Origin of the sequence: Pedobacter glucosidilyticus DSM 23534, assembly GCF_000425145.1 — a bacterium.
GTDB lineage: Bacteria > Bacteroidota > Bacteroidia > Sphingobacteriales > Sphingobacteriaceae > Pseudopedobacter > Pseudopedobacter glucosidilyticus.
The window spans coordinates 83,369-103,725 of record NZ_AULF01000009.1 but is presented as its reverse complement, the minus strand read 5'-3'; the positions used below and the strand labels follow the sequence as shown (position 1 = coordinate 103,725).

The window sequence follows — 20,357 nt, the reverse complement described above, 5'->3', positions numbered from 1 at the left end:
CCCTCTATGGTTTCTTTTATTAATTCCCCCGGATGTGCTGGCGCAAACATGGTCATAATTTCTAAATTTAATGGTAATCAAATCCTATTAAACGTTTGCGTTAAAGAATACCACAGTAGGGATACCGAGTTTATGGTGTAAAATATTAGCTATACGCAATGTTATTTCCCTTTTACCGCTTAGTATAGAAGATACGTAGCTTTTAGACCCAATATAAGGCTGTAGGTCTTTATTCTTTAATCCTAATTCTTCCATCTTCAATTTTATAGCTTCTATGGGATTGGGGCTGGCTATTGGATAATGCTTATCCTCATAATTACTGATAAGCAATCCTAATAATTCAGCTTCTGCAAAATCAGGGCTATTAGGTTCAGCATCAAAAATTATGTCTAGCCTCTCTAAGGCTTTATTATAATCGCTTTCTGTTTTTAAAATTGTCCAATTCATTTTTTATAGCTTATAGTTTCTACATCTATTTTATTGTAATCTTTATGTGTACCAAACCAGATGATAAAAATTTGCTTAGTGTAAAAGTTAATCTTTACAACTAATCTGTAGTTATTACCTTTTATATTAAACACAACTCTGTTATTTGCTACTACACTTGCATGCTTATAAACGGCCTTTAACTCATTAAAATTGCTAAAATCACTTTCTCTAATTTCAGAATACCAAAGTTCTATAGGCTTTTTAGCATCAGGATACTTAGTATAAAATTCAATTAAGGTGCTACGCTTTATGATGTTAAAATGATTCATCTACTCAAAGGTAAAAAAAGTTTACAAATTGTAAACCATAAGTTCTATTAAACCCCAAACTCAATTATTTATACTATGATTCAATTCTTTTATGACATCCAGTTGATATGCTTTATTGTTAGCATTTGGTTAAAAGCTTAATTTTGTGCTTGTAAAAAGAAAAATCTTAATTCGTAAATCGTAAATACAAAGAAAATGTATCCAGAATATTTAGTTGCCCCAATGAGAACCGACTTAACTAGTGTTGGTTTTGAAGAATTAAAAAATGCTGATGAAGTAAAACAAGCTATAGAAACAGAAGGTACAACATTTGTTGTAGTTAACTCTGTTTGTGGTTGTGCTGCTGCAAATGCCCGTCCGGCTGCTAAAATTGCGGTACAGGAAGGCAAAAAGCCTAGTAAAATTGTAACTGTTTTTGCCGGAATGGAGAAAGACGCTGTAGATGCTGCCCGTAATTACATGTTGCCTTACCCACCATCATCGCCATCAATGGCTTTATTTAAAGATGGTAAATTGGTACACATTATAGAAAGACATCAAATTGAAGGTCGCCCAGCACAAATGATAGCAGATAATTTGATTGGTGCTTTTGAACAATATTGTTAATTTCTTAAAAGAGAATGCCTCAAAAATTGTATTGGAGACATTCTCTTTTCATTAACATTTTCCCTTCTTTAAAGTAAAGCTAAAAGTAGTTCCTACTCCTTCTATACTATTTACTTCAATTTTACCGCCGTTACTTTCTATAAACTCTTTACAGATGATCAATCCTAATCCTGTACCCTTTTCGTTTTGAGTACCACTTGTACTTGAAGAGTCGGCAGTAAAAATTTTTTCTAATCTTGCTTTAGCAATACCAACACCACTATCAGTAATAAAAAACTTAAAACTATCTTTTTCTTCTTGAGATTTCAAAGTTATTTTACCACCATTGGGTGTAAACTTTACTGCATTTGAAATTAGATTTCTTATGATAAAATTGAAATGATTTTTATCAGCCAAAACACATATTTCCTCATTAATCTGATTATCAACAACCACCTGTTTCTCTTGAATTAGTTGCTGTAAAAAATCTAAAGTTTGCTTAATGGGTGTTGCGCAATTAAAATCCTCTAGCGTAATTTTAGCTCCTCTTATTTGGCTGTAGCCCCAATGTAATAATTTATCTAAAGTTTCTAATGCAGTTTCAGATTGATGAATAACACGATCTATCATACTGCTTTTTTCATGCTCTGATATATTGTTTTCTTTGATAAGACTTAAAATCCCTAACGTTGATACATAGGCACTTCTTAAATCATGACCTATAATAGAAAATATCCTGTCTTTAATTTGATTGCTCTCAAACAATTTATCTTTGTTAATAACATTTTGCCTGTTTAGAATTCTAATACGATAATAAGAATAAGCAAAAACAATCATAGAGAAGAACGCAATCACCAGAAGAATAATACTTAAATTACGTTGCTTGGTTCTTGTTTCATTAATTTGATTAAGCAGTTTAACTTGCTCTTGTGTTTTTTCTAATTCATACTTATCCTTAATACCTGAAATTTCTCTCTCACGCTCTTTAACGTTCAGCTTCATAGCTGCTTCGTAATACTCTTCTGTATATTTTTGAGCATTTTTATAATCTTGCTGTTTTAAATAATTACTCCTTAAACCTTCTAAAATCTCAACTTCCAAATCAATAACCCCCATTTCTCGCGATTTATCTAGGGCTTTTAAGGCCTCTTGATTACTTTTATCATAATCACCAATAAAATAATAAGCAACAGAAATATTCTGCATGTTTTTTACAATTCCCTCTGGATAATTATTATCTAAGGAAACTTTGTAAGATTGTTGATAATAGTCTAAGGCCTTTTTATATTCTTTTTTCTCTTTATAAACTAAGCCAATATTCATCAGTGCAGAAGCATGTGCAGATATTTTAGATTTTTGCCTTTTTGTTAAGTTACTTACTCTTTTAAACATTTCTAAAGCATCGTCCAATTTACCTTGTTCTGCAAATGCTATAGCCAAATTATTTACAATATCTAACTCAAAATCTTTATCCTTTACTTCTTTATTTAAAGAGTCGGCAATTTTACAGTATTTAAGTGCGCTTTTAAAATCATGAATTTGTATATGGATTGCGCTTAATTTAATGTAAGCGTTAATCATACCAGATTTATTTTTTAATTTTTCAAAAATATTTAAGGATGAAAATGCATTTGCCGCTGATTTTGTAAAATCGCCCTTACGCCCATAAATAACCGTTAACAATCCATAAGCCCTGGCTAGGTTAAGCTCATCTTTTTGCTTTTTAGCACCAGCAGCAGCGGCGTTAGCATAAACCAATGCTTCTGATAAATCTCCATGCACACTTAATAAATTAGCCATGTTATGGTTCAGGATAGTCTCGCCTATTAAAAAGTTTTTCTTTTTTGAATAGTCAAAAGCTTTATTAAAATACAATCTTACGGAGTCCATTTTATTAGGTCCAAAAGACTTCATCATCATAATGTGTGCATTTACCACTAATGAATCATTATCAGAAGTGCTTATTACCTTTTTATAATGATTAATATCAATCCCCTGAAAGAGTAATAGATGAAAGTATATTAAGATTAGGTATATATGACTCATGTATTCAATTTAAAGCCGTAATATAAATAGGATATAAATTCTTTACAAATGAAACTACAATAGTTTTAACTCAATTTAAATATCTTTGCAACTTCACTAACTAAATTCACATGATTTATCGCTTATTCAGGTATTTATCTGTAGTTATTTTACTATTTTCTCTTCCTACTGCCTCATTTTCACAATCACTAAAAGCTTACCGGGCAACAGTTGATAAAATTAACGATTTAATACACACCAAATTAGATGTTAGCTTCGATTATCAAAAAAGAAGGCTAAATGGTAAAGCTTGGATAACTCTTAAACCTCTCTTTTACGCTATTGATTCTTTAACCCTAGATGCTAAAGGGATGGATATTAAAACTGTAGCTTTGGTTACTAATCATAAGCTAAGCAAGCTTAACTACAGCTATGATAGTTTAAAACTCAAAATAAACCTCGATAAAACTTATTCTAGTAAAGAAAGCTATACCGTTTATATTGATTATGTGGCTAAACCCGATGAGCTTAAAGCCAAAGGTAGTGCAGCTATTACCAATGCTAAAGGGTTATATTTTATAAATCCTGATAGTACCATACAAAATAAGCCTGTTCAAATATGGACACAAGGCGAGACTGAAAGTTCTTCAGTATGGTTTCCAACCATAGATAGTCCGAATCAAAAAACCACGCAGGAAATTAGCATAACTGCGCCTGCAAAGTATACAACTTTATCTAATGGTACTTTGGTAAATAAAAAATCTAATAAAGATGGCACTCGTACGGATACTTGGAAAATGGACAAGCCTCACGCTCCTTATTTATTTATGATGGCTGTAGGCAATTTTAAAATTTATCAAGATAAATGGAAAAACATACCGGTAGACTATTATTTAGAGCCTAAGTACGCTCCTTATGCGAAAAGCATTTTTGGTAATACACCAGAGATGATGACCTTTTTTTCTAATAAATTAGGGATAGATTACCCCTGGGATAAATATGCACAAGTTGTAGTGAGAGATTTTGTAAGCGGTGCAATGGAAAATACCACAGCCACTATACATGGTGATTTTGTTCAACAAACAGACCGTGAACTGTTAGATGGAAGTGCTGGTGAAGATGTTATTGCACACGAACTTTTTCACCATTGGTTTGGAGATTACGTAACTGCCGAAAGTTGGAGCAATTTATCTGTTAATGAATCTTTTGCTGATATCAGCGAAACCCTTTGGAACGAATATAAATTTGGTAAAGATGCAGGAGATGCTCATAATTATGAAGCTATGCAAGCCTACCTTAATAACCCTACTGCTAAATCTAAACATCTGATTAGATTTCATTATGAAGATAAAGAAGATATGTTTGATGTAGTGTCTTATCAAAAAGGAGGGCGTATATTAAACATGCTTCGTCATGATATTGGGGAAGATGCATTTTATAAAAGCTTAAATCTATATCTAAAAAGTAATGCCTTTAAAACCGGCGAAGCGCACCAATTGAGATTAGCTTTTGAAGAGGTTACTGGTAAAGACTTAAATTGGTTTTTTAATCAATGGTATTTTAGAGAAGGTCATCCAGAGCTTAACATCAAATATAGCTGGAACGAAGGCGCAAAAACACAGCAAGTTATATTAAATCAGACTCAAAAAAACGATGTATTCTTGTTACCTATGAAAATTGATATTTATGTAGGTGGTAAAAAAGAACGTCACGATTATTTCATGACTAAAAAAACCGACACATTAAATTTCACTCTAAATAAAAAACCAGATTTAGTTAATGTTGATGCTGATAAAATCATACTAGCAAAAAAAACAGATGAAAAATCTTTAAGTGAATACGCCTTTCAATATGAGAACGCACCACTGTATCTTGACCGTTTAGAAGCCTTAAACGCAGCTAGCAAAAATAGTAGCGATGCAATTGCACAAGCAATTATCCACAGCGCTTTAAATGATAAATACTACAAAATAAGAATCAAAGCCATAGATGCTCTAAAGCTAAATCAATCATCTGTTAAAGCTAAAGCACTTCCTATACTTAAAAATTTAGTTAAAACCGATGAAAAAACATTAGTACAAGCAGCTGCTATAACTGCATTAGCATCTTTAAAAGACAGTTCGCATGAAACATTGTTTAAAGAAGCTTTAAAGAGTAAATCGTATGCGGTACAAGGCGCTGCCTTGGCAGCGTTAGCTGCAACCAATAAAAAAGAAGCAATCATACTTGCAAAAACTTTAGAACAAGATAGCAGAGGCCCTTTATCTGTTGCTCTGGTAGCGCTTTATGCAGATGAAGGTTCAGAAAATAATTTCGATTTTGTTTCTAAGGCTTTTAAAGATGGTGGTATAGAAGAAAAGTTTCAGATGATGCAGCGTTATGTTGGCATGTTAAGCAAAATAAAAAATACAGGCATTTTTAACGAGAATGTAGCTCTTTTAAAAGGTATTGGTATACAGTATAAATCTTATGGTATTGATAAATACGTTATAGGTTTACTTCATAATCTTTTAAAAATAAAAACAGATTTGTTAAATTCTACTCCTACCCAAGCTAAAGCAGATGTTAATCTTCAAATAGAATATTTAAAAAGCAATATTGCTGATTTAGAAAAATTATAAACAAAATCATGACGCTTTTAATAAGGGTTGATTCTTAGAATCAGCCCTTTTTTGTTTCATCAAGCCAAGATTCACAATAAAATCACATCTATTTAACAAATATTTTACACAAAAAAGCTCTTTATCAAACACTTACAAAATAAAATCACCCTTACCTACCAAGTCTTTTTATAAATTTATCAAATAGTGTAGTATTTACACTAAGATTTTTTTCATTTTTAATTAAAAAGTCTTTTTAATATGAATTTTTTATAAAAATTAAATTTTACTTACATATTTAATAATATTAACATACTTTTGTTGTGTAAATAATTATGTTACTATTTAAAATTTAAAATTATGAAAAAGGCTATATTATCAATCGCACTATTATTGAGTTTAACAGTAAGCTTTGCTGACGAAAAAGACTCTAAAGCGGCTTCAAAATCTGGAAACGTTGCAGAAAATGTTTTAAGACAATTTGCTTATAACTTTTACAACGCAACTGATGTAAAGTGGAATATCAATGAAAAATTTCAAACTGCGTTTTTTAAATTAAATGATAAACCAGCTTACGCTTTATACAATTTACAAAATGAGTTTTTAGTTGCTACACAAATTGTTAAAACAGAAGAGTTTTCTAAAGTTGCGTTAAAAAGTATTTATGATACTTACGCTGGTGCTAAAATTCAAAAAATTGTTAAAATCATTTCAAGACCATCTGATTTCCAATTTTCTGATGACACTGGTTCATACTGGGTATCTTTAATCAGCGGAGAAAAACAAGTTATCTTATTAGTTTCTCCAGAAGATAATATCACTACAGTTACTTCAATAAAAATTTAACATTAAAACCACCTTACGTAAAACCGGGCCTGTTTAAGACCCGGTTTTTTTTATGCTTAAAAATTTAATACCATATTTGCTATTGAAACGTTAAATATTTGATTATGACAGCAGGCATCAGCATGATAACAGATGATAAAGGAAATAGTAAAGCTTTAATTATTGACTTATTATATTTAAAAAAGGCAAATATTAAAGCCGAGGAAGTGTTAAAAGGCTTGGCTAACCTACAAGAACTTATTGATAACACACAAGAAAAACCTCAGCAAAATACATGGGATGCTGCAAAAGAGAAACTTAATAAAATCAAACCTGAAAATTAAATGAAGAAAACTGCACTATTTACGCTTTTATTTTGCGTATTAGGATTTTCTGTGTTACAAGCTAATACTTACCAAACAGACTCTTTAAAAAGTATAAAGCCAACGTATTTAAGCAATGAACAATATTTGGCTTATACTAAAGCAAATCCACTTGAATTGGTTTTGGTAGCAGAAATAAATAATTATCCCTCACCGCAGAAAGCTTTACAATATGCACAACAACTTAATTTAAACGCTGCACAAAAATCACAAATCACTCAAATCCTTAATGAAATGGCCAGAAAGGCTAAAGAAATGGGGAGTTTCATTTTAGCTCAAGAAAGTAAACTCAATACTTTGTTTAAAGAGCAGAAAATAAACGATGGTTCTTTAATTTTTTATACCAATAAAATCGGGGCTCTGCAGGGCGAATTAAGAAACGCCTATTTAAAAGCTCATATCGCAACTAAAAAAGTGCTTTCTGCAACTCAACTCCAGAAATACAAACAACTAGTTGTTGTAAATTAGTTTTTTTAAAATTTAAGATTAAACGATAACTTAGCAACCTAAATAAAAGGAGCGATATGAATACATCTTTCGACTTTGAAAAACCTATTGCAGACTTACAGCAACAGGTTGAAAAAGTAAAGCAGGTAGCAGAAAAAACTAAGGTAGATATGTCTGCTACATTGAAAGAACTGCAAGATAAAATACAAAAAACCAAGCTAGACATATATAACAACCTCACAGGCTGGCAAAAAGTACAAATCTCTAGGCATCCAGAAAGACCTTATACATTGCAATACATAGAAATGATTTGTGATGATTTTATAGAGATGCATGGTGATAGAACCGTTAAAGATGATAAAGCCATTGTTGGTGGTTTCGGAACTATTGCCGGGCAATCTGTGATGATTATTGGTCATCAAAAAGGTGTAAATACCAAAATGCGCCAGTACAGAAATTTTGGTATGGCTAATCCGGAAGGATATAGAAAGGCATTGAGACTGATGAAGCTTGCCGAAAAATTTAACAAACCTGTTATTACCTTTATCGATACACCGGGTGCTTTCCCTGGTCTTGAAGCCGAAGAGCGTGGACAAGGTGAAGCTATTGCAAGAAACTTACTTGAAATGTCTGTGCTAAATGTTCCTATCATCTGTATCATTGTTGGTGAGGGTGCTTCTGGCGGAGCTTTGGGCATAGGTATTGGAGATAAAGTTTATATGTTAGAGCATACATGGTACTCTGTTATTTCACCAGAATCATGTTCTTCTATTTTATGGAGAAGCTGGGATTTTAAAGAACAAGCAGCAGAATGCTTAAAGCTTACTGCTGATAATATGTATCACAATAAGCTGATAGATGGTATTATTAAAGAACCTTTAGGTGGCGCACATCAAGACCCTAAAGCTATGGCAGAAACCATCAAAAGCCAGTTACTGACAGATTTATCTGAGCTGAAAGCTAAAAAAATCGAGAAGTTAATTGATGAGAGAATTGAGAAATTTTGCAGCATGGGTGTTGTTGTAGAAGACTAAAATCTAATACAGCACTCGATAAAAAAAGCCTCAAAACCAAATAATGGTTTTGAGGCTTTTTTATACCAGACACATGATAAATATATCTTATTGTTCTGACGGGATTAACACTATTTTAACCGGTAAAGCACCAGGTCTGTTAATCACTCCTAAATCAGTACTTTGTACCTTGATGATGATGGCCCCTACTCTAACGGCATAGGTATAAGAAATCCCCTCAAATACATTTGGAATAGGTTCATCTTCACCATCAACAAAGGTCCCATAAACCAAAATACCATCTAAATCATAAACATTCTGATTAATTTCTGATAAAGGAATAGAAAATGAATAAGTTACTCCGCCATCATTAGTAATCCATTCATTTTCTTGGACAACATCATAAATGGTTTTATTTGGGATGGTATAATATTCTTCTGTTACTTTTCGGCAAGATGATGTTCCTAACACCAATATACCTAATAAAACGATGGCTAGCTTCTTCATGTGTGTTATATTTAAAAATGAATAATTAATTATTAGACGATTGATATATGATGATGGTTGCATACTAACAAAAAAAGCACCACAATTATTTGTGATGCTTTTCTTGATAGAAGAAGTTCTACTTATTCTCCACCTTCTTTTTCTTCTTCCTTCTTCTTTTTCTTTTTAGCGGCTTTACCTATGATATGGATTTGATCTTTTTCTTTATCATAATCTACTTCCATGGTATCACCTTCTGTAAGCTCTCCTTTAAGAATTTCTTCTGCAATCGGATCTTCCAAGAATTTCTGAATAGCTCTTTTTAGAGGACGAGCACCAAAATTGGCATCAAAGCCTTTTTCAGCAATATAATCCTTAGCAGCTTCAGTTAATTTGATATCATAACCCAGAGTTTGAACTCGACCAAATAAAGCTTTTAATTCTATATCAATAATTTGGAATATTTCTTCTTTTTCAAGAGAGTTAAACACAATTACATCATCAACACGGTTTAAAAACTCAGGAGCGAATGCTCTTTTTAAAGCGCTTTCAATTACGGTTTTATTATGACTTTCGGTTTGTGATAATTTAGCAGAAGTTGCAAAACCAACACCTTGTCCAAAATCTTTTAACTGACGAGCTCCGATATTTGAAGTCATGATGATGATGGTATTTCTAAAATCGACTTTACGACCTAGAGAATCTGTCAACTGGCCTTCATCTAAAACTTGCAATAAGATATTAAATACATCTGGATGCGCTTTTTCAATCTCATCTAGCAATACCACAGCATAAGGTTTTCTACGCACTTTCTCGGTTAACTGTCCGCCCTCTTCATAACCCACATAACCTGGAGGCGCTCCTACCAATCTGGAAACAGCAAATTTCTCCATATACTCGCTCATATCTATCTGAATCAAAGCATCGTCTGCATCAAACATGAAACGGGCAAGTTCTTTAGCCAACTCTGTTTTACCAACGCCTGTAGGTCCTAAGAAAATGAAAGAACCAATTGGTTTTTTAGGATCTTTTAATCCGGCTCTGGTACGTTGTATTGCTTTGGTTAATTTCTTGATAGCATCATCCTGACCAATAATTTTTTCGTTAATTTTCTCGAACATACCTAATAGTTTTTGGCTATCGGTTTGTCCCACACGTTGTAACGGAATACCAGTCATCATAGAAACTACTTCGGCTACATTATCCTCAGAAACAATATATCTCTTGGTTTTAGTTTCTGCTTCCCACTCTGCCTTAGCTTTATCTAATTCTTCTAACAGATTTTTCTCAGTATCGCGAAGTTTTGCTGCTTCTTCGTATTTTTGGCTACGAACTACTTTATTCTTCTCAACCTTTATTTGTTCTATTTTTTGCTCAATATCAATGATATTTTGCGGAACATGAATATTGGTTAAGTGAACTCTAGAGCCAGCCTCGTCTAAAGCATCAATAGCTTTGTCTGGTAAAAATCTATCCGTAATGTATCTTGAAGTTAAGCTTACGCAAGCTTCAATAGCCTCATCAGTATAAGTTACACCGTGATGCTCTTCGTACTTTTCTTTGATTCTGTTTAAAATCTCGATAGTTTCTGTTGGCGTAGCAGGCTCTATCATCACCTTTTGGAAACGACGGTCTAAAGCACCATCTTTCTCTATGTACTGACGATATTCATCTAAAGTTGTAGCACCAATGCATTGGATTTCTCCACGAGCTAATGCAGGCTTAAACATATTAGAAGCATCTAATGAGCCGGAGGCACCACCAGCACCAACAATGGTATGAATCTCATCAATAAACAAAATAACATCTGGAGATTTCTCTAACTCGTTCATCACAGCCTTCATACGCTCTTCAAACTGGCCACGATACTTTGTACCAGCCACCAAAGAAGCTAAATCAAGTGTAACAACTCTCTTGTTAAATAATACTCTTGAAACTTTACGTTGTACAATTCTTAAAGCTAAACCTTCTGCAATGGCAGATTTACCCACACCAGGCTCTCCTATTAAGATAGGATTGTTTTTCTTACGACGAGATAAAATTTGAGACACACGCTCAATCTCTTTCTCGCGACCAACGATAGGATCTAGTTTCCCGTCTTCGGCCATTTTTGTTAAATCTCTTCCGAAATTATCAAGTACTGGCGTTTTAGATTTGATATCTGAAACCTTCTTAGGTGTAGAAAAAGACTCTTCTTCTTTAAAGTCATCATCACCACCACTGGTTGCAGAATTTGTAGGATCATCTCTAAAACCACCTTTATTATTTTCTACTTCAGATTTAAATATTTCATAATTTAAATTGAACTGCGCCAATATCTGAGAAGCAATATTATCTTCTTCTCTTAAAATGGATAATAAAAGATGCTCTGTACCTATAATATCGCTTTTAAAAATTTTAGCTTCTAAGTAGGTAATCTTCAATACCTTTTCTGCTTGCTTGGTTAGGGGAATGTTCCCTAAATTAGCAGTAATAGCAGAAGTACCACGTACGGCATCTTCAATAGCTCTGCGAAGCTTTGCTGTATCAACACCCAAAGATTTTAAAATCTTTATCGCTACCCCATCTCCTTCTCTAATCAAACCCAATAGCAAATGTTCTGTGCCAATATAATCATGACCTAATCTTAAAGCCTCTTCACGGCTGTAAGAAATTACGTCTTTAACTCGGGGCGAAAATTTAGCTTCCATATAATACCTTTCTCTATAAGTGTAGAAACGTTCTAATGTATCAAATAGTTTTAGAAATGCAAGAGTAACGTTTAGTAGTTTTTATCAACAATTTAACCAATATAGTGGAAAACCGCTTTACACTAGTGAAGTTAAGAATTTTTACCTGTTTCTGACCAAAAAAACGATATTTGCCTTTCAATTGATGAAATAATGGCAGACGAGAAAATAATCTTTTCAATGGCAGGGGTAAATAAGATTTATCCACCACAGAAACAGGTACTAAAAAATATTTACCTTTCTTTCTTTTACGGCGCTAAAATTGGCGTAATAGGGTTAAATGGATCGGGTAAATCTTCCCTATTAAAAATTATTGCTGGCTTAGATAAATCTTACCAAGGAGAAGTAGTATTATCTCCAGGTTTTTCTGTAGGCTACCTAGCACAAGAACCAGAGCTAGACCCAGAAAAAACCGTTAAAGAGGTGGTTGAAGAGGGTGCAAAAGAGATTACAGACATCCTGAAAGAATACGAAGAAATAAACGAAAAATTTGGTTTACCCGAAGTTTATGAAGACGCTGATGCGATGGATAAACTTTTGGCAAGACAAGGCGTTTTGCAAGACCAAATTGATGCTGCTAACGGATGGGAATTAGATGCAAAATTAGAGCGAGCTATGGACGCTTTACGTTGCCCAGAACCTGACGCTAAGATTGCCACATTGTCAGGAGGGGAAAAAAGACGTGTAGCTTTATGCCGATTATTAATACAAGAACCTGCTGTTTTATTGTTAGATGAGCCTACCAACCACTTAGATGCGGAATCTGTGGATTGGCTAGAGCAGCACTTGCAAAACTACGAAGGAACTGTCATAGCGGTTACCCACGACAGGTATTTCTTAGATAATGTTGCTGGCTGGATTTTAGAATTAGACCGTGGAGAAGGTATTCCATGGAAAGGTAATTACTCATCTTGGTTAGATCAAAAGGCTAAACGCCTAGCCCAAGAAGAAAAAACCGAAAGCAAACGCCAAAAAACTTTAGAGCGAGAACTAGAATGGGTTAGAATGGCACCAAAAGCCAGACATGCAAAATCTAAAGCCAGATTGGGTAATTATGAGAAATTAGCATCAGAAGAAACTAAAGAAAGAGAAGATAAACTGGAACTGTTTATCCCGCCAGGACCAAGATTAGGTAATGTGGTTATTGAGGCTAATGGTGTAACCAAAGCTTATGGAGACCGTGTACTATTTGAAAATTTAACTTTCTCTCTTCCGCCGGCTGGTATAGTGGGTATTATAGGGCCAAATGGTGCCGGAAAAACTACTTTATTTAGGTTAATTACTGGCCAAGAGACGCCAGACGCTGGTACTTTTAGAGTTGGAGAGACTGTAAAATTAGGTTATGTAGATCAGATGCATCATGATTTAGACCCAGAAAAATCTGTTTGGGAGAATATTACCGGCGGACATGAGACCATGATGTTAGGAAATAAAGCCACCAATTCTAGAGCTTATGTTTCTAAATTTAACTTTAACGGAGCAGACCAACAGAAAAAAGTTGGGGTTTTATCTGGAGGTGAACGTAATCGAGCTCATTTAGCAATTACTTTAAAAGAAGGCTCTAACGTTTTATTACTAGATGAGCCTACCAATGATATAGATGTGAATACTTTAAGAGCCTTGGAAGAAGCTTTAGAGAATTTTGGAGGTTGTGCCGTAGTAATTTCTCACGATAGGTGGTTTTTAGATAGGATTTGTACCCATATTTTAGCCTTTGAAGGCGATTCGCAAGTGTATTTCTTTGAAGGCAATTACTCAGAATATGAGGAAAACCGTAAAAAGAGATTGGGTGATGTTACACCTAAAAGGATTAAATATAGAAAACTAGCTTAAGCTACATAAGTATTTTTAAGAAGCCTGCTTTTAACGAAGCGGGCTTTTTTTGTAAGAATAGCTCATAAAAAATCATACATCTTCTTAAATATAGGTTCATCATGTACTGCCAAGAGTACAAGACAAAACAAAGCTCAAGATAAATACCAGCTCTTTATGATACAGAGCCTGATTATAACTTATAAAAATTCTTGGCAGGGTTTTTCTAATACACCTATTATTCGGTAACCTTATTATGTTACCGATTTAATTGATTAAGCTATGAAAACAATTTCTAAAATTAGTATGCTGCTTGTTTTATCAAGTTTAGCAACACAAAGTAATGCACAGGAAACAACCGCAGAGACAACATCTCGTTTTTCAACTAAAAATTTCCGTACGTGGTCCGTTGGTATACATGGTGGAGTATTAACTCCATACACGGTATTCAGAGGTCAAACAAATGATTTTAATACTCCAAAAGAAAACTGGGGTTATGGTGGCTATTTAAAAAAGCAAATTATACCATCATTTGGAATTCAGGCAGATTTTTTGGCTGGTAAGGTTGAAGGATTAAGAGCATCAAGTTTGGTTCCTAACACTTCTGCTAATACCTTATATGAAGGTTCAAGTTTTAAATCTCATATAGAGTGGTCTGCTGCTTTAACAGCCAATTTCACTTTAGCCAATTTGAGTATCAATAATGAGCAAGGATATTTTTCGCCTTATGTAAAAGCTGGGGCTGGATATTTATCCTCTAACGCTGAGGTGGTAAATGCGGGGCCAAACCGTGGGTATGCAGAAAATTGGTTTGTACCTGTAGGTGCAGGTTTTAAAATAGGCATAGCCAAAGGTGTTAACCTAGATTTGGGTTATGATGTAAATTTCATGAAAACAAACACTTTTGATGGTGTTGCTGGCTCTAGATTTGATAATTTCTCTTACGGACATGCAGGTGTTGAGTTTGCTTTGGGGAAAAAAGAAAACCCACAATTAGCTAATTATAGCGCTTTGGCTGATTTAAGAAAACAAACAGCTGCAGAAAGTGAAGAGCTAAGAAGAGCATTATCTAATGCAGAACAAAATGCTTTGAGAGACAGGGAGCAATATGCTAAAGATTTAGGCGATGATGATGGTGACGGAGTAGCTAATAAATTTGACAAATGTGCTAACACACCTGCAAATACTGTAGTTGATGGCGCTGGATGTCCTTTAACCACACCAAAACAAATTATCAGAGAAAAAATAATGGTAACCGAGGTGGATAGAAAAATTGTTGATGAAGCCATTAAAAACTTAGAATTTGATTTGGGTAAATCCACCCTACGCTCTGTATCTTATCCTACTTTAAATAAAGTTGCTGCTTTACTGGTAGAAAAAAACTTTAGCCTTAAACTTGCTGGCCATACGGATAATACAGGTTCTATGGAATTAAACTTACGTTTATCTAAAGAAAGAGCAGAAGCAGTAAAAGCTTATTTAGTAAGCCAAGGAGTTAATGCTTCTAGAATTGAAGCTACAGGTTACGGTCCAAACCAACCTATAGCAAGTAATACTACTGCTGCTGGCAGACAAGAAAACCGTAGGGTTGAGTTTACACTTTTTTAAAGATTATCTTTAATAAATAACAAGTAAATTTAATAGAAAACACTATATAAAGGTTTAAAACACCAACATATAGTGTTTTTTATTTTTGATGGATTTGTAAACGTTTTATACACTACTCTTGTATAGTAATTAAAAGCTTATCTACGCGGTTATCATCCATATCTAAAACTTCTAATATAAAACCGTTCCATTCTGTTTTTTCCAAACTGGCGTAAATCTTATCGGGCTAGACATAGCCATGGACTAACTGGTGCTTTCATTATTGTCATACATCTATTTCCATTAAATCCAAATTAACCAAGTCTTAAATGTAATTTAATTGGCATTAGATTTCTCAATTGCATCTTCAAAATCTTCTTTTATAAATACCCATTCTTTACCTCTTAAACATATTGGAGTTAAATCGTCATCAGCTTCAGTGAAATTCAAAAAGTTCTCTCTTATGAGCTTCTCATCATGAGTCCGTTCAAATCTTTGGCGATGAAGGTCTATCATTTTATTAATGTCATAACGATTTAGTACCTCATGTAAATCCCAAAAATCTTTCTTTCTTCCTATTCGCTGAATAATATCAACTTTCATGGCTATAATTTCTTCTAAACTCGCCAGTCTTACTCCATCTTCCTCAACAATATCTTGAAAAAATGGATCCATTGCATAATAAATATCTAGCTTGACTACTTCGTTAGAAGATTTTCCAACAAGATAAGACTTACCTATTCCCGGATTTCCACCGAAATCTCCAGTTACATAAGCAAAATTTTCTTTAATGAACTTATCAAGTTCCTCGAATTTGATAGAACCATAGGGTGCATCAGTAAATAGGTCAATATCAACAGACACCCTATGACCGAGATGCAAACTCATTGCAGTACCTCCAACAAGCCTAAAATCTTTTAATTCTGGTGCGTACATTAAAGTGAGAAGTATTTCTTTCAGAAGTTTTTCAACAGTATTCCAATAGAGCATTTTAAGCTATTCTTTTATGGTTAAGAACTTTTATGGAATCTAAAGAACCTATAGCTTCTTTAATTTTCTTTTCACCATAAAATCTGATGATCTCATTTTTTTCTACCTCATTCCCTCTTTCAAACACTCTTTTTATGATTGCTTTAGATTGCTTACGCCAATTTATTGTTTCGATATCTGTGTCCCAAAAAAGTGCTTTTCTTAGCAAAGAAAGATTTGGCAGCGGCTCTGTTTTTAATTTTTCTTTTTCGAGCTCATAATAGGCCTGCAAAATAAGCATGGTTCCCTCTTTAAATTCTAATGCTTGATCTATTTTAAGGGATAAGGCAGGTGTAATGCCGCGTCTCCCTTTTGTAATTTCATTTAAGGTCTGCGGATATTCTTGTAATGATAGTGCAAAAGGAGCTTTTTTAAGCTTCCTTTTCTTTAATTCCCTTTCCAATATCATTCCTGGATGTAGACCTTTATATTTATCTATAGAGAATTGCATACTCAAATATAAACAAATTTGTTTATATCTGAGATAAGCAGTACATGTTATATAATGTAAAGTTTTCTAAGTCTTACTTATTTAAGATGGCGAATATAGCCTAAGCCTGCGTGTTGGATACTTATGCCTGGTTTACGTTTTTATTTTTGATGGATGTATAATTGCTTTATACACTACTCTTTTATGGTAATTAAAAGCTTATCTACGCGGTTATCATCCATATCTAAAACTTCTAATATAAAACCATTCCATTCTGTTTTTTCGCCGGTTTTTGGAATATGATTTACCAAAGAAATAAATAAACCCGCAACAGTGGTAAAATCGGCCGGTTTATGAGCCTCTTCCAGATTAAAAAATTCTAATAATTCAAAAAAAGGCAATTGTCCATCTACAAACCACGAGTTTTGATCTCTTTGGATAATTTGATACTGGTTATCTTCCGACTCAATAGAATCATCTATCAATTCGTCTAAAACATCATCTTTGGTGATGATACCCTGTAAAGAGCCATATTCATCCAAAACAATAGCACTATGAGATTTATGGATTTTAAACATTTCTAACACCCGATAAGCTGGCATACTTTCTGGCACATAAAGCGGTTTAGCCAGATTTTTAATCATATCAAAATCATTAAAACTGGTAGCTTTACTAAATAATACTTTTATAGATATAAAGCCTAACACTTTGTCTATGGTAGTATCACAAACTGGATAAACGGAATGGGGTTCTTGGCTAACTTTATCTCTTATTTGCTCTAAAGACTCGTCTATATTGATCCAAATTACATCATGCCTGTGCGTCATGAGTTGACCAACTTTACGATCTCCTAACGAAAAAACCCGCTTTACAATATCATGTTCTATTTCTTCTATTTCTCCGCCTTTGGTGCTTTCGCTTAGTATAGATTTTATCTCTTCTTCTGTTATGATCCCATCTTGTTTCTCTTTGATACCAAATAAGCCTAAAAACAAATCGTTTGTTTTGGCTAATAACCATATTAAGGGTTTAGATATGGTGCTTAAGGCTGTCATGGGAATGGCAACAAAAGAGGCGATTTTTTCTGGAAAGCTTAGTCCCACCCTTTTAGGGATAAGTTCTCCGAAAACGATGGTTAAATAGGTAATGCCTACAACAACCGTGATAACTGCTAAAGACTCGCTATAAGCTTGTAAGACATGAAAACTATTAAACCAATGGGTTAAAGCAGCAGTAAAAGTATTACCACTAAAAATACCGGTAAGGATACCAATTAAAGTAATACCTATTTGTACTGTAGATAGAAATGTATTGGGATGATTTGCTAATTCTAATGCCTTTTTAGCATTTTTATTTCCCTTTTTTGCTGCACTTTCTAATTTAAATTTTCTGGATGAGACTAAAGCAATCTCGCTCATAGAAAAAACTCCGTTTAAAAGTATCAATGCAATAATGATGATGATTTCCATTTGTATCAAAAAGCCTGAAAATAACAAATATTTAGCTTAATAAGGTTTATTTGTGAAATCTTTATTGGATATTGATACTCATTTCTGCTTCGTTTTTTTATAAATCTTTTTTCTCTTTACTTCTGATGATTAGCTTCCAAATACTTTAAGCTCAATAGAACAAAATAGAACCTATCAACTCCTGTTAACTCTACTGCTCTTGCTGCTGAAGTGGGCATAAAATGTTAACGATATTTTTGCTCTGCATTTTAAAACGGCAATACTCGATAGTTTTGAATCCGTCACTAAACATGACCGCCTAAATAAATCTAAATACATCGTTGAAATTACGGAGCTTAATAAACGTATTACTCAGGGAAGAGAGCTATTGCTCTCTGGTGATATTGATGGTCCTGATTATAAAATCATCAAATATTCCTCTTTAGACTAGCTAAAATATATGCTTAATGTCTCTCCCCAACTTTTACGCTTGATCCCAAGAACTTAGGCACTAAAAAGAAAAAGGGCAAGCTAGATAAAATCTGCTTGCCCAGTCTGGCTCCCGAAGCTGGGCTCGAACCAGCGACCCTCTGATTAACAGTCAGATGCTCTAACCAGCTGAGCTATTCGGGATCGTATGTACAAAACGAGTTTGTTACTGTGGCGCAAATATATCAATTGATTTTAATTCTAGAAAAAAAATCATCAATAATATTCACAATTTTAGAAGCTAAAAAATTCAATCATCTCATCTGTTTGATATACAGATTTTTCCATAAAAAAGAGGCTATCTCAGAAATCATATTTGTCACATTGAGCGGAGTCGAAATGTTCTCTGATATACTCAAAAAAGGCTTCGACTCCGCTCAGCCTGACATAAAGTGGTGATTTGAGATAGCCTCATTTATAGAAATTTTATCATTTTAAGATTTCATAACACCAATGGCACTGCCATTCCAGTCTGGAAATAATTGAGCATGATTATTTACTTTCAAATGTTTTGCAGCAACTTCACTAAATACACTTCTAAAATCTGTAGTTACGGCTAAATCTCTTCCATCTTCTAAATTTTCTACAGATAATGGTGCCACTTTACCATGTACTAAGCCACCTTTAACATCATTACCTAAAATAAAATTACATGATGCTCTTCCGTGGTCTGTTCCACCAGTTCCGTTTTGTTTAACGGTACGTCCAAATTCTGTCATCGTCATTACCGTAACATCATCTTGTAAAGTGCCCATATCTGTCCAAAAAGCCATAATACTCTCGCTTAAATCATTAACATTTCTAGCGAAAATACCGGTATCTGTACCTTGGTTAAAGTGGGTATCCCAACCACCAGACTCGGCGAAAGCCACCTCTAAACCAACGTTCATTTTAATGAGCTGAGCTATCTGCTTTAAAGAATTTCCTAAAGATGATGTAGGGTATACTGCGCCATTAGCTGGCTTATAATTTTTAGTATCGGTTTTTTGAAGCATTTTAATAGCCTCAAAACTTTCTTTACCTGTATTTTTCAATAGCTCAGAAGATGTTTGATCGTATAAATCTTCAAAATTCTTAGCCGCCATATTAGCGCTGGCTTGGTTTCCTCTCATTTGAATATTAAAATCTTGGAGATTACTGATAGCTAAAGAAGGGTTATCCCCATAAAAAGAACGAGGTAAAGAAGATGTTAAACTTACTGCCTGAAATGGTGTAGCCGCCTCATGACCAAGTAAACCCACCGCTCTGTTTAACCAACCACTAGATGTTCCCTTTTTAAAAGGTGTACCAGACTCCATATAATCTTGAGCATCAAAATGGGAACGTGTTGTATTTGGCGAGCCAATACCATGTACGATAGCCATCCTTTTGTCTCTAAAAACCTGCTCAAAAGCCGCCATTGATGGATGTAAACCAAAATTACCGTCTAAATCTATCAAAGGTTTTTTATTTGCTGCTTTAACGGGCGACATAAATAGTGTTGGTCTTGCAGCCTTTAAATATTCATCGTTAAAAGGCGTTACAGCCATTAAACCATCCATAGCACCGCGTTGAAAAATACATACCAGTATTTTACGGCGTTGGAACAAGCCTGGCTCTCTGATACCTGCTACAGCTTCTGATAAGAAGGTTGGAATACCGCCAATACCTATCCCAAAAAGAGCTAAACCACCTGCTTTTATAAATCCTCTCCTTGATGTCATATCCTTAA

17 protein-coding genes and 1 tRNA gene are annotated in these 20,357 nt (G+C 34.0%); 8 read left to right on the top strand and 10 right to left on the bottom strand.

The window, feature by feature from the left end:
- Positions 1-87: 87 nt before the first annotated feature.
- Complete coding sequence (locus tag H510_RS0102940; RefSeq protein WP_026902947.1) at positions 88-447, bottom strand: helix-turn-helix domain-containing protein; 360 nt, start codon at positions 445-447, stop codon at positions 88-90.
- Entirely contained in the window at positions 444-758 is a 315-nt protein-coding gene (locus tag H510_RS0102935) for a type II toxin-antitoxin system HigB family toxin (protein ID WP_026902946.1), read from the bottom strand. The genes H510_RS0102940 and H510_RS0102935 overlap by 4 nt, the downstream gene beginning before the upstream one ends.
- Positions 759-953: 195 nt before the next feature.
- Here H510_RS0102935 and H510_RS0102930 point away from each other — a divergent pair, with 195 nt between their 5' ends.
- Positions 954-1,364: a BrxA/BrxB family bacilliredoxin gene (locus H510_RS0102930; RefSeq protein WP_026902945.1), complete on the top strand. Its 411-nt coding sequence runs from the start codon at positions 954-956 to the stop codon at positions 1,362-1,364.
- A gap of 51 nt (positions 1,365-1,415) precedes the next feature.
- On the opposite strand, the gene H510_RS0102925 is transcribed toward H510_RS0102930, so the two are convergent.
- Positions 1,416-3,389, bottom strand: coding sequence for a tetratricopeptide repeat-containing sensor histidine kinase (locus tag H510_RS0102925; protein ID WP_081659173.1), 1,974 nt, complete (start codon positions 3,387-3,389; stop codon positions 1,416-1,418).
- A 110-nt stretch (positions 3,390-3,499) separates the two neighbouring features.
- Here H510_RS0102925 and H510_RS18125 point away from each other — a divergent pair, with 110 nt between their 5' ends.
- From H510_RS18125 to H510_RS0102900, 5 genes are all read left to right on the top strand, one after another.
- Positions 3,500-5,989 carry a M1 family metallopeptidase gene (locus tag H510_RS18125; RefSeq protein WP_036691708.1) on the top strand — a complete coding sequence of 830 codons (2,490 nt, stop codon included), beginning with the start codon at positions 3,500-3,502 and terminating at the stop codon, positions 5,987-5,989.
- A gap of 339 nt (positions 5,990-6,328) precedes the next feature.
- Positions 6,329-6,814, top strand: coding sequence for a hypothetical protein (locus H510_RS0102915; protein ID WP_026902943.1), 486 nt, complete (start codon positions 6,329-6,331; stop codon positions 6,812-6,814).
- A gap of 104 nt (positions 6,815-6,918) precedes the next feature.
- Entirely contained in the window at positions 6,919-7,137 is a 219-nt protein-coding gene (locus tag H510_RS0102910; protein WP_026902942.1) for a hypothetical protein, read from the top strand.
- The gene (locus H510_RS0102905; protein WP_026902941.1) at positions 7,138-7,644 is read left to right on the top strand and encodes a hypothetical protein; all 507 of its coding nucleotides are present in this window, start codon (positions 7,138-7,140) and stop codon (positions 7,642-7,644) included.
- A gap of 56 nt (positions 7,645-7,700) precedes the next feature.
- On the top strand, positions 7,701-8,657 hold the full coding sequence (locus H510_RS0102900; protein ID WP_026902940.1) for an acetyl-CoA carboxylase carboxyltransferase subunit alpha: 957 nt from the start codon (positions 7,701-7,703) through the stop codon (positions 8,655-8,657).
- Positions 8,658-8,744: 87 nt separating this feature from the next.
- Here the strand turns inward: H510_RS0102900 and H510_RS0102895 are convergent, their stop codons facing one another.
- Entirely contained in the window at positions 8,745-9,143 is a 399-nt protein-coding gene (locus tag H510_RS0102895) for a hypothetical protein (protein WP_026902939.1), read from the bottom strand.
- A 122-nt stretch (positions 9,144-9,265) separates the two neighbouring features.
- Entirely contained in the window at positions 9,266-11,812 is a 2,547-nt protein-coding gene (locus H510_RS0102890) for an ATP-dependent Clp protease ATP-binding subunit (protein ID WP_026902938.1), read from the bottom strand.
- A gap of 192 nt (positions 11,813-12,004) precedes the next feature.
- Here H510_RS0102890 and ettA point away from each other — a divergent pair, with 192 nt between their 5' ends.
- On the top strand, positions 12,005-13,684 hold the full coding sequence (gene ettA, locus H510_RS0102885) for an energy-dependent translational throttle protein EttA (RefSeq protein ID WP_026902937.1): 1,680 nt from the start codon (positions 12,005-12,007) through the stop codon (positions 13,682-13,684).
- A gap of 261 nt (positions 13,685-13,945) precedes the next feature.
- Positions 13,946-15,271, top strand: coding sequence for an OmpA family protein (locus H510_RS0102880; protein ID WP_026902936.1), 1,326 nt, complete (start codon positions 13,946-13,948; stop codon positions 15,269-15,271).
- A gap of 315 nt (positions 15,272-15,586) precedes the next feature.
- On the opposite strand, the gene H510_RS0102870 is transcribed toward H510_RS0102880, so the two are convergent.
- The 5 genes from H510_RS0102870 to H510_RS0102850 all read right to left on the bottom strand — a co-directional run bounded on the left by H510_RS0102870 (position 15,587) and on the right by H510_RS0102850 (position 20,349).
- The gene (locus H510_RS0102870) at positions 15,587-16,240 is read right to left on the bottom strand and encodes a nucleotidyl transferase AbiEii/AbiGii toxin family protein (RefSeq protein ID WP_026902935.1); all 654 of its coding nucleotides are present in this window, start codon (positions 16,238-16,240) and stop codon (positions 15,587-15,589) included.
- A gap of 1 nt (position 16,241) precedes the next feature.
- Positions 16,242-16,730, bottom strand: coding sequence for a helix-turn-helix transcriptional regulator (locus tag H510_RS0102865; RefSeq protein ID WP_026902934.1), 489 nt, complete (start codon positions 16,728-16,730; stop codon positions 16,242-16,244).
- 173 nt (positions 16,731-16,903) lie between these two features.
- The gene (locus tag H510_RS0102860; protein WP_026902933.1) at positions 16,904-18,178 is read right to left on the bottom strand and encodes a hemolysin family protein; all 1,275 of its coding nucleotides are present in this window, start codon (positions 18,176-18,178) and stop codon (positions 16,904-16,906) included.
- Between the two features lie 535 nt (positions 18,179-18,713).
- Positions 18,714-18,790: transfer RNA gene (locus H510_RS0102855), tRNA-Asn, on the bottom strand.
- Between the two features lie 290 nt (positions 18,791-19,080).
- Positions 19,081-20,349: a DUF1501 domain-containing protein gene (locus tag H510_RS0102850; RefSeq protein ID WP_026902932.1), complete on the bottom strand. Its 1,269-nt coding sequence runs from the start codon at positions 20,347-20,349 to the stop codon at positions 19,081-19,083.
- Positions 20,350-20,357 lie beyond the last annotated feature (8 nt).

What these genes read in the sequence shown, in the direction of transcription:
- H510_RS0102940 (WP_026902947.1), bottom strand. Translation starts at nt 447, where the DNA reads ATGAATTGGACAATTTTAAAAACAGAAAGCGATTATAATAAAGCCTTA.
- H510_RS0102935 (WP_026902946.1), bottom strand. Translation starts at nt 758, where the DNA reads ATGAATCATTTTAACATCATAAAGCGTAGCACCTTAATTGAATTTTAT.
- H510_RS0102930 (WP_026902945.1), top strand. Translation starts at nt 954, where the DNA reads ATGTATCCAGAATATTTAGTTGCCCCAATGAGAACCGACTTAACTAGT.
- H510_RS0102925 (WP_081659173.1), bottom strand. Translation starts at nt 3,389, where the DNA reads ATGAGTCATATATACCTAATCTTAATATACTTTCATCTATTACTCTTT.
- H510_RS18125 (WP_036691708.1), top strand. Translation starts at nt 3,500, where the DNA reads ATGATTTATCGCTTATTCAGGTATTTATCTGTAGTTATTTTACTATTT.
- H510_RS0102915 (WP_026902943.1), top strand. Translation starts at nt 6,329, where the DNA reads ATGAAAAAGGCTATATTATCAATCGCACTATTATTGAGTTTAACAGTA.
- H510_RS0102910 (WP_026902942.1), top strand. Translation starts at nt 6,919, where the DNA reads ATGACAGCAGGCATCAGCATGATAACAGATGATAAAGGAAATAGTAAA.
- H510_RS0102905 (WP_026902941.1), top strand. Translation starts at nt 7,138, where the DNA reads ATGAAGAAAACTGCACTATTTACGCTTTTATTTTGCGTATTAGGATTT.
- H510_RS0102900 (WP_026902940.1), top strand. Translation starts at nt 7,701, where the DNA reads ATGAATACATCTTTCGACTTTGAAAAACCTATTGCAGACTTACAGCAA.
- H510_RS0102895 (WP_026902939.1), bottom strand. Translation starts at nt 9,143, where the DNA reads ATGAAGAAGCTAGCCATCGTTTTATTAGGTATATTGGTGTTAGGAACA.
- H510_RS0102890 (WP_026902938.1), bottom strand. Translation starts at nt 11,812, where the DNA reads ATGGAAGCTAAATTTTCGCCCCGAGTTAAAGACGTAATTTCTTACAGC.
- ettA (WP_026902937.1), top strand. Translation starts at nt 12,005, where the DNA reads ATGGCAGACGAGAAAATAATCTTTTCAATGGCAGGGGTAAATAAGATT.
- H510_RS0102880 (WP_026902936.1), top strand. Translation starts at nt 13,946, where the DNA reads ATGAAAACAATTTCTAAAATTAGTATGCTGCTTGTTTTATCAAGTTTA.
- H510_RS0102870 (WP_026902935.1), bottom strand. Translation starts at nt 16,240, where the DNA reads ATGCTCTATTGGAATACTGTTGAAAAACTTCTGAAAGAAATACTTCTC.
- H510_RS0102865 (WP_026902934.1), bottom strand. Translation starts at nt 16,730, where the DNA reads ATGCAATTCTCTATAGATAAATATAAAGGTCTACATCCAGGAATGATA.
- H510_RS0102860 (WP_026902933.1), bottom strand. Translation starts at nt 18,178, where the DNA reads ATGGAAATCATCATCATTATTGCATTGATACTTTTAAACGGAGTTTTT.
- H510_RS0102850 (WP_026902932.1), bottom strand. Translation starts at nt 20,349, where the DNA reads ATGACATCAAGGAGAGGATTTATAAAAGCAGGTGGTTTAGCTCTTTTT.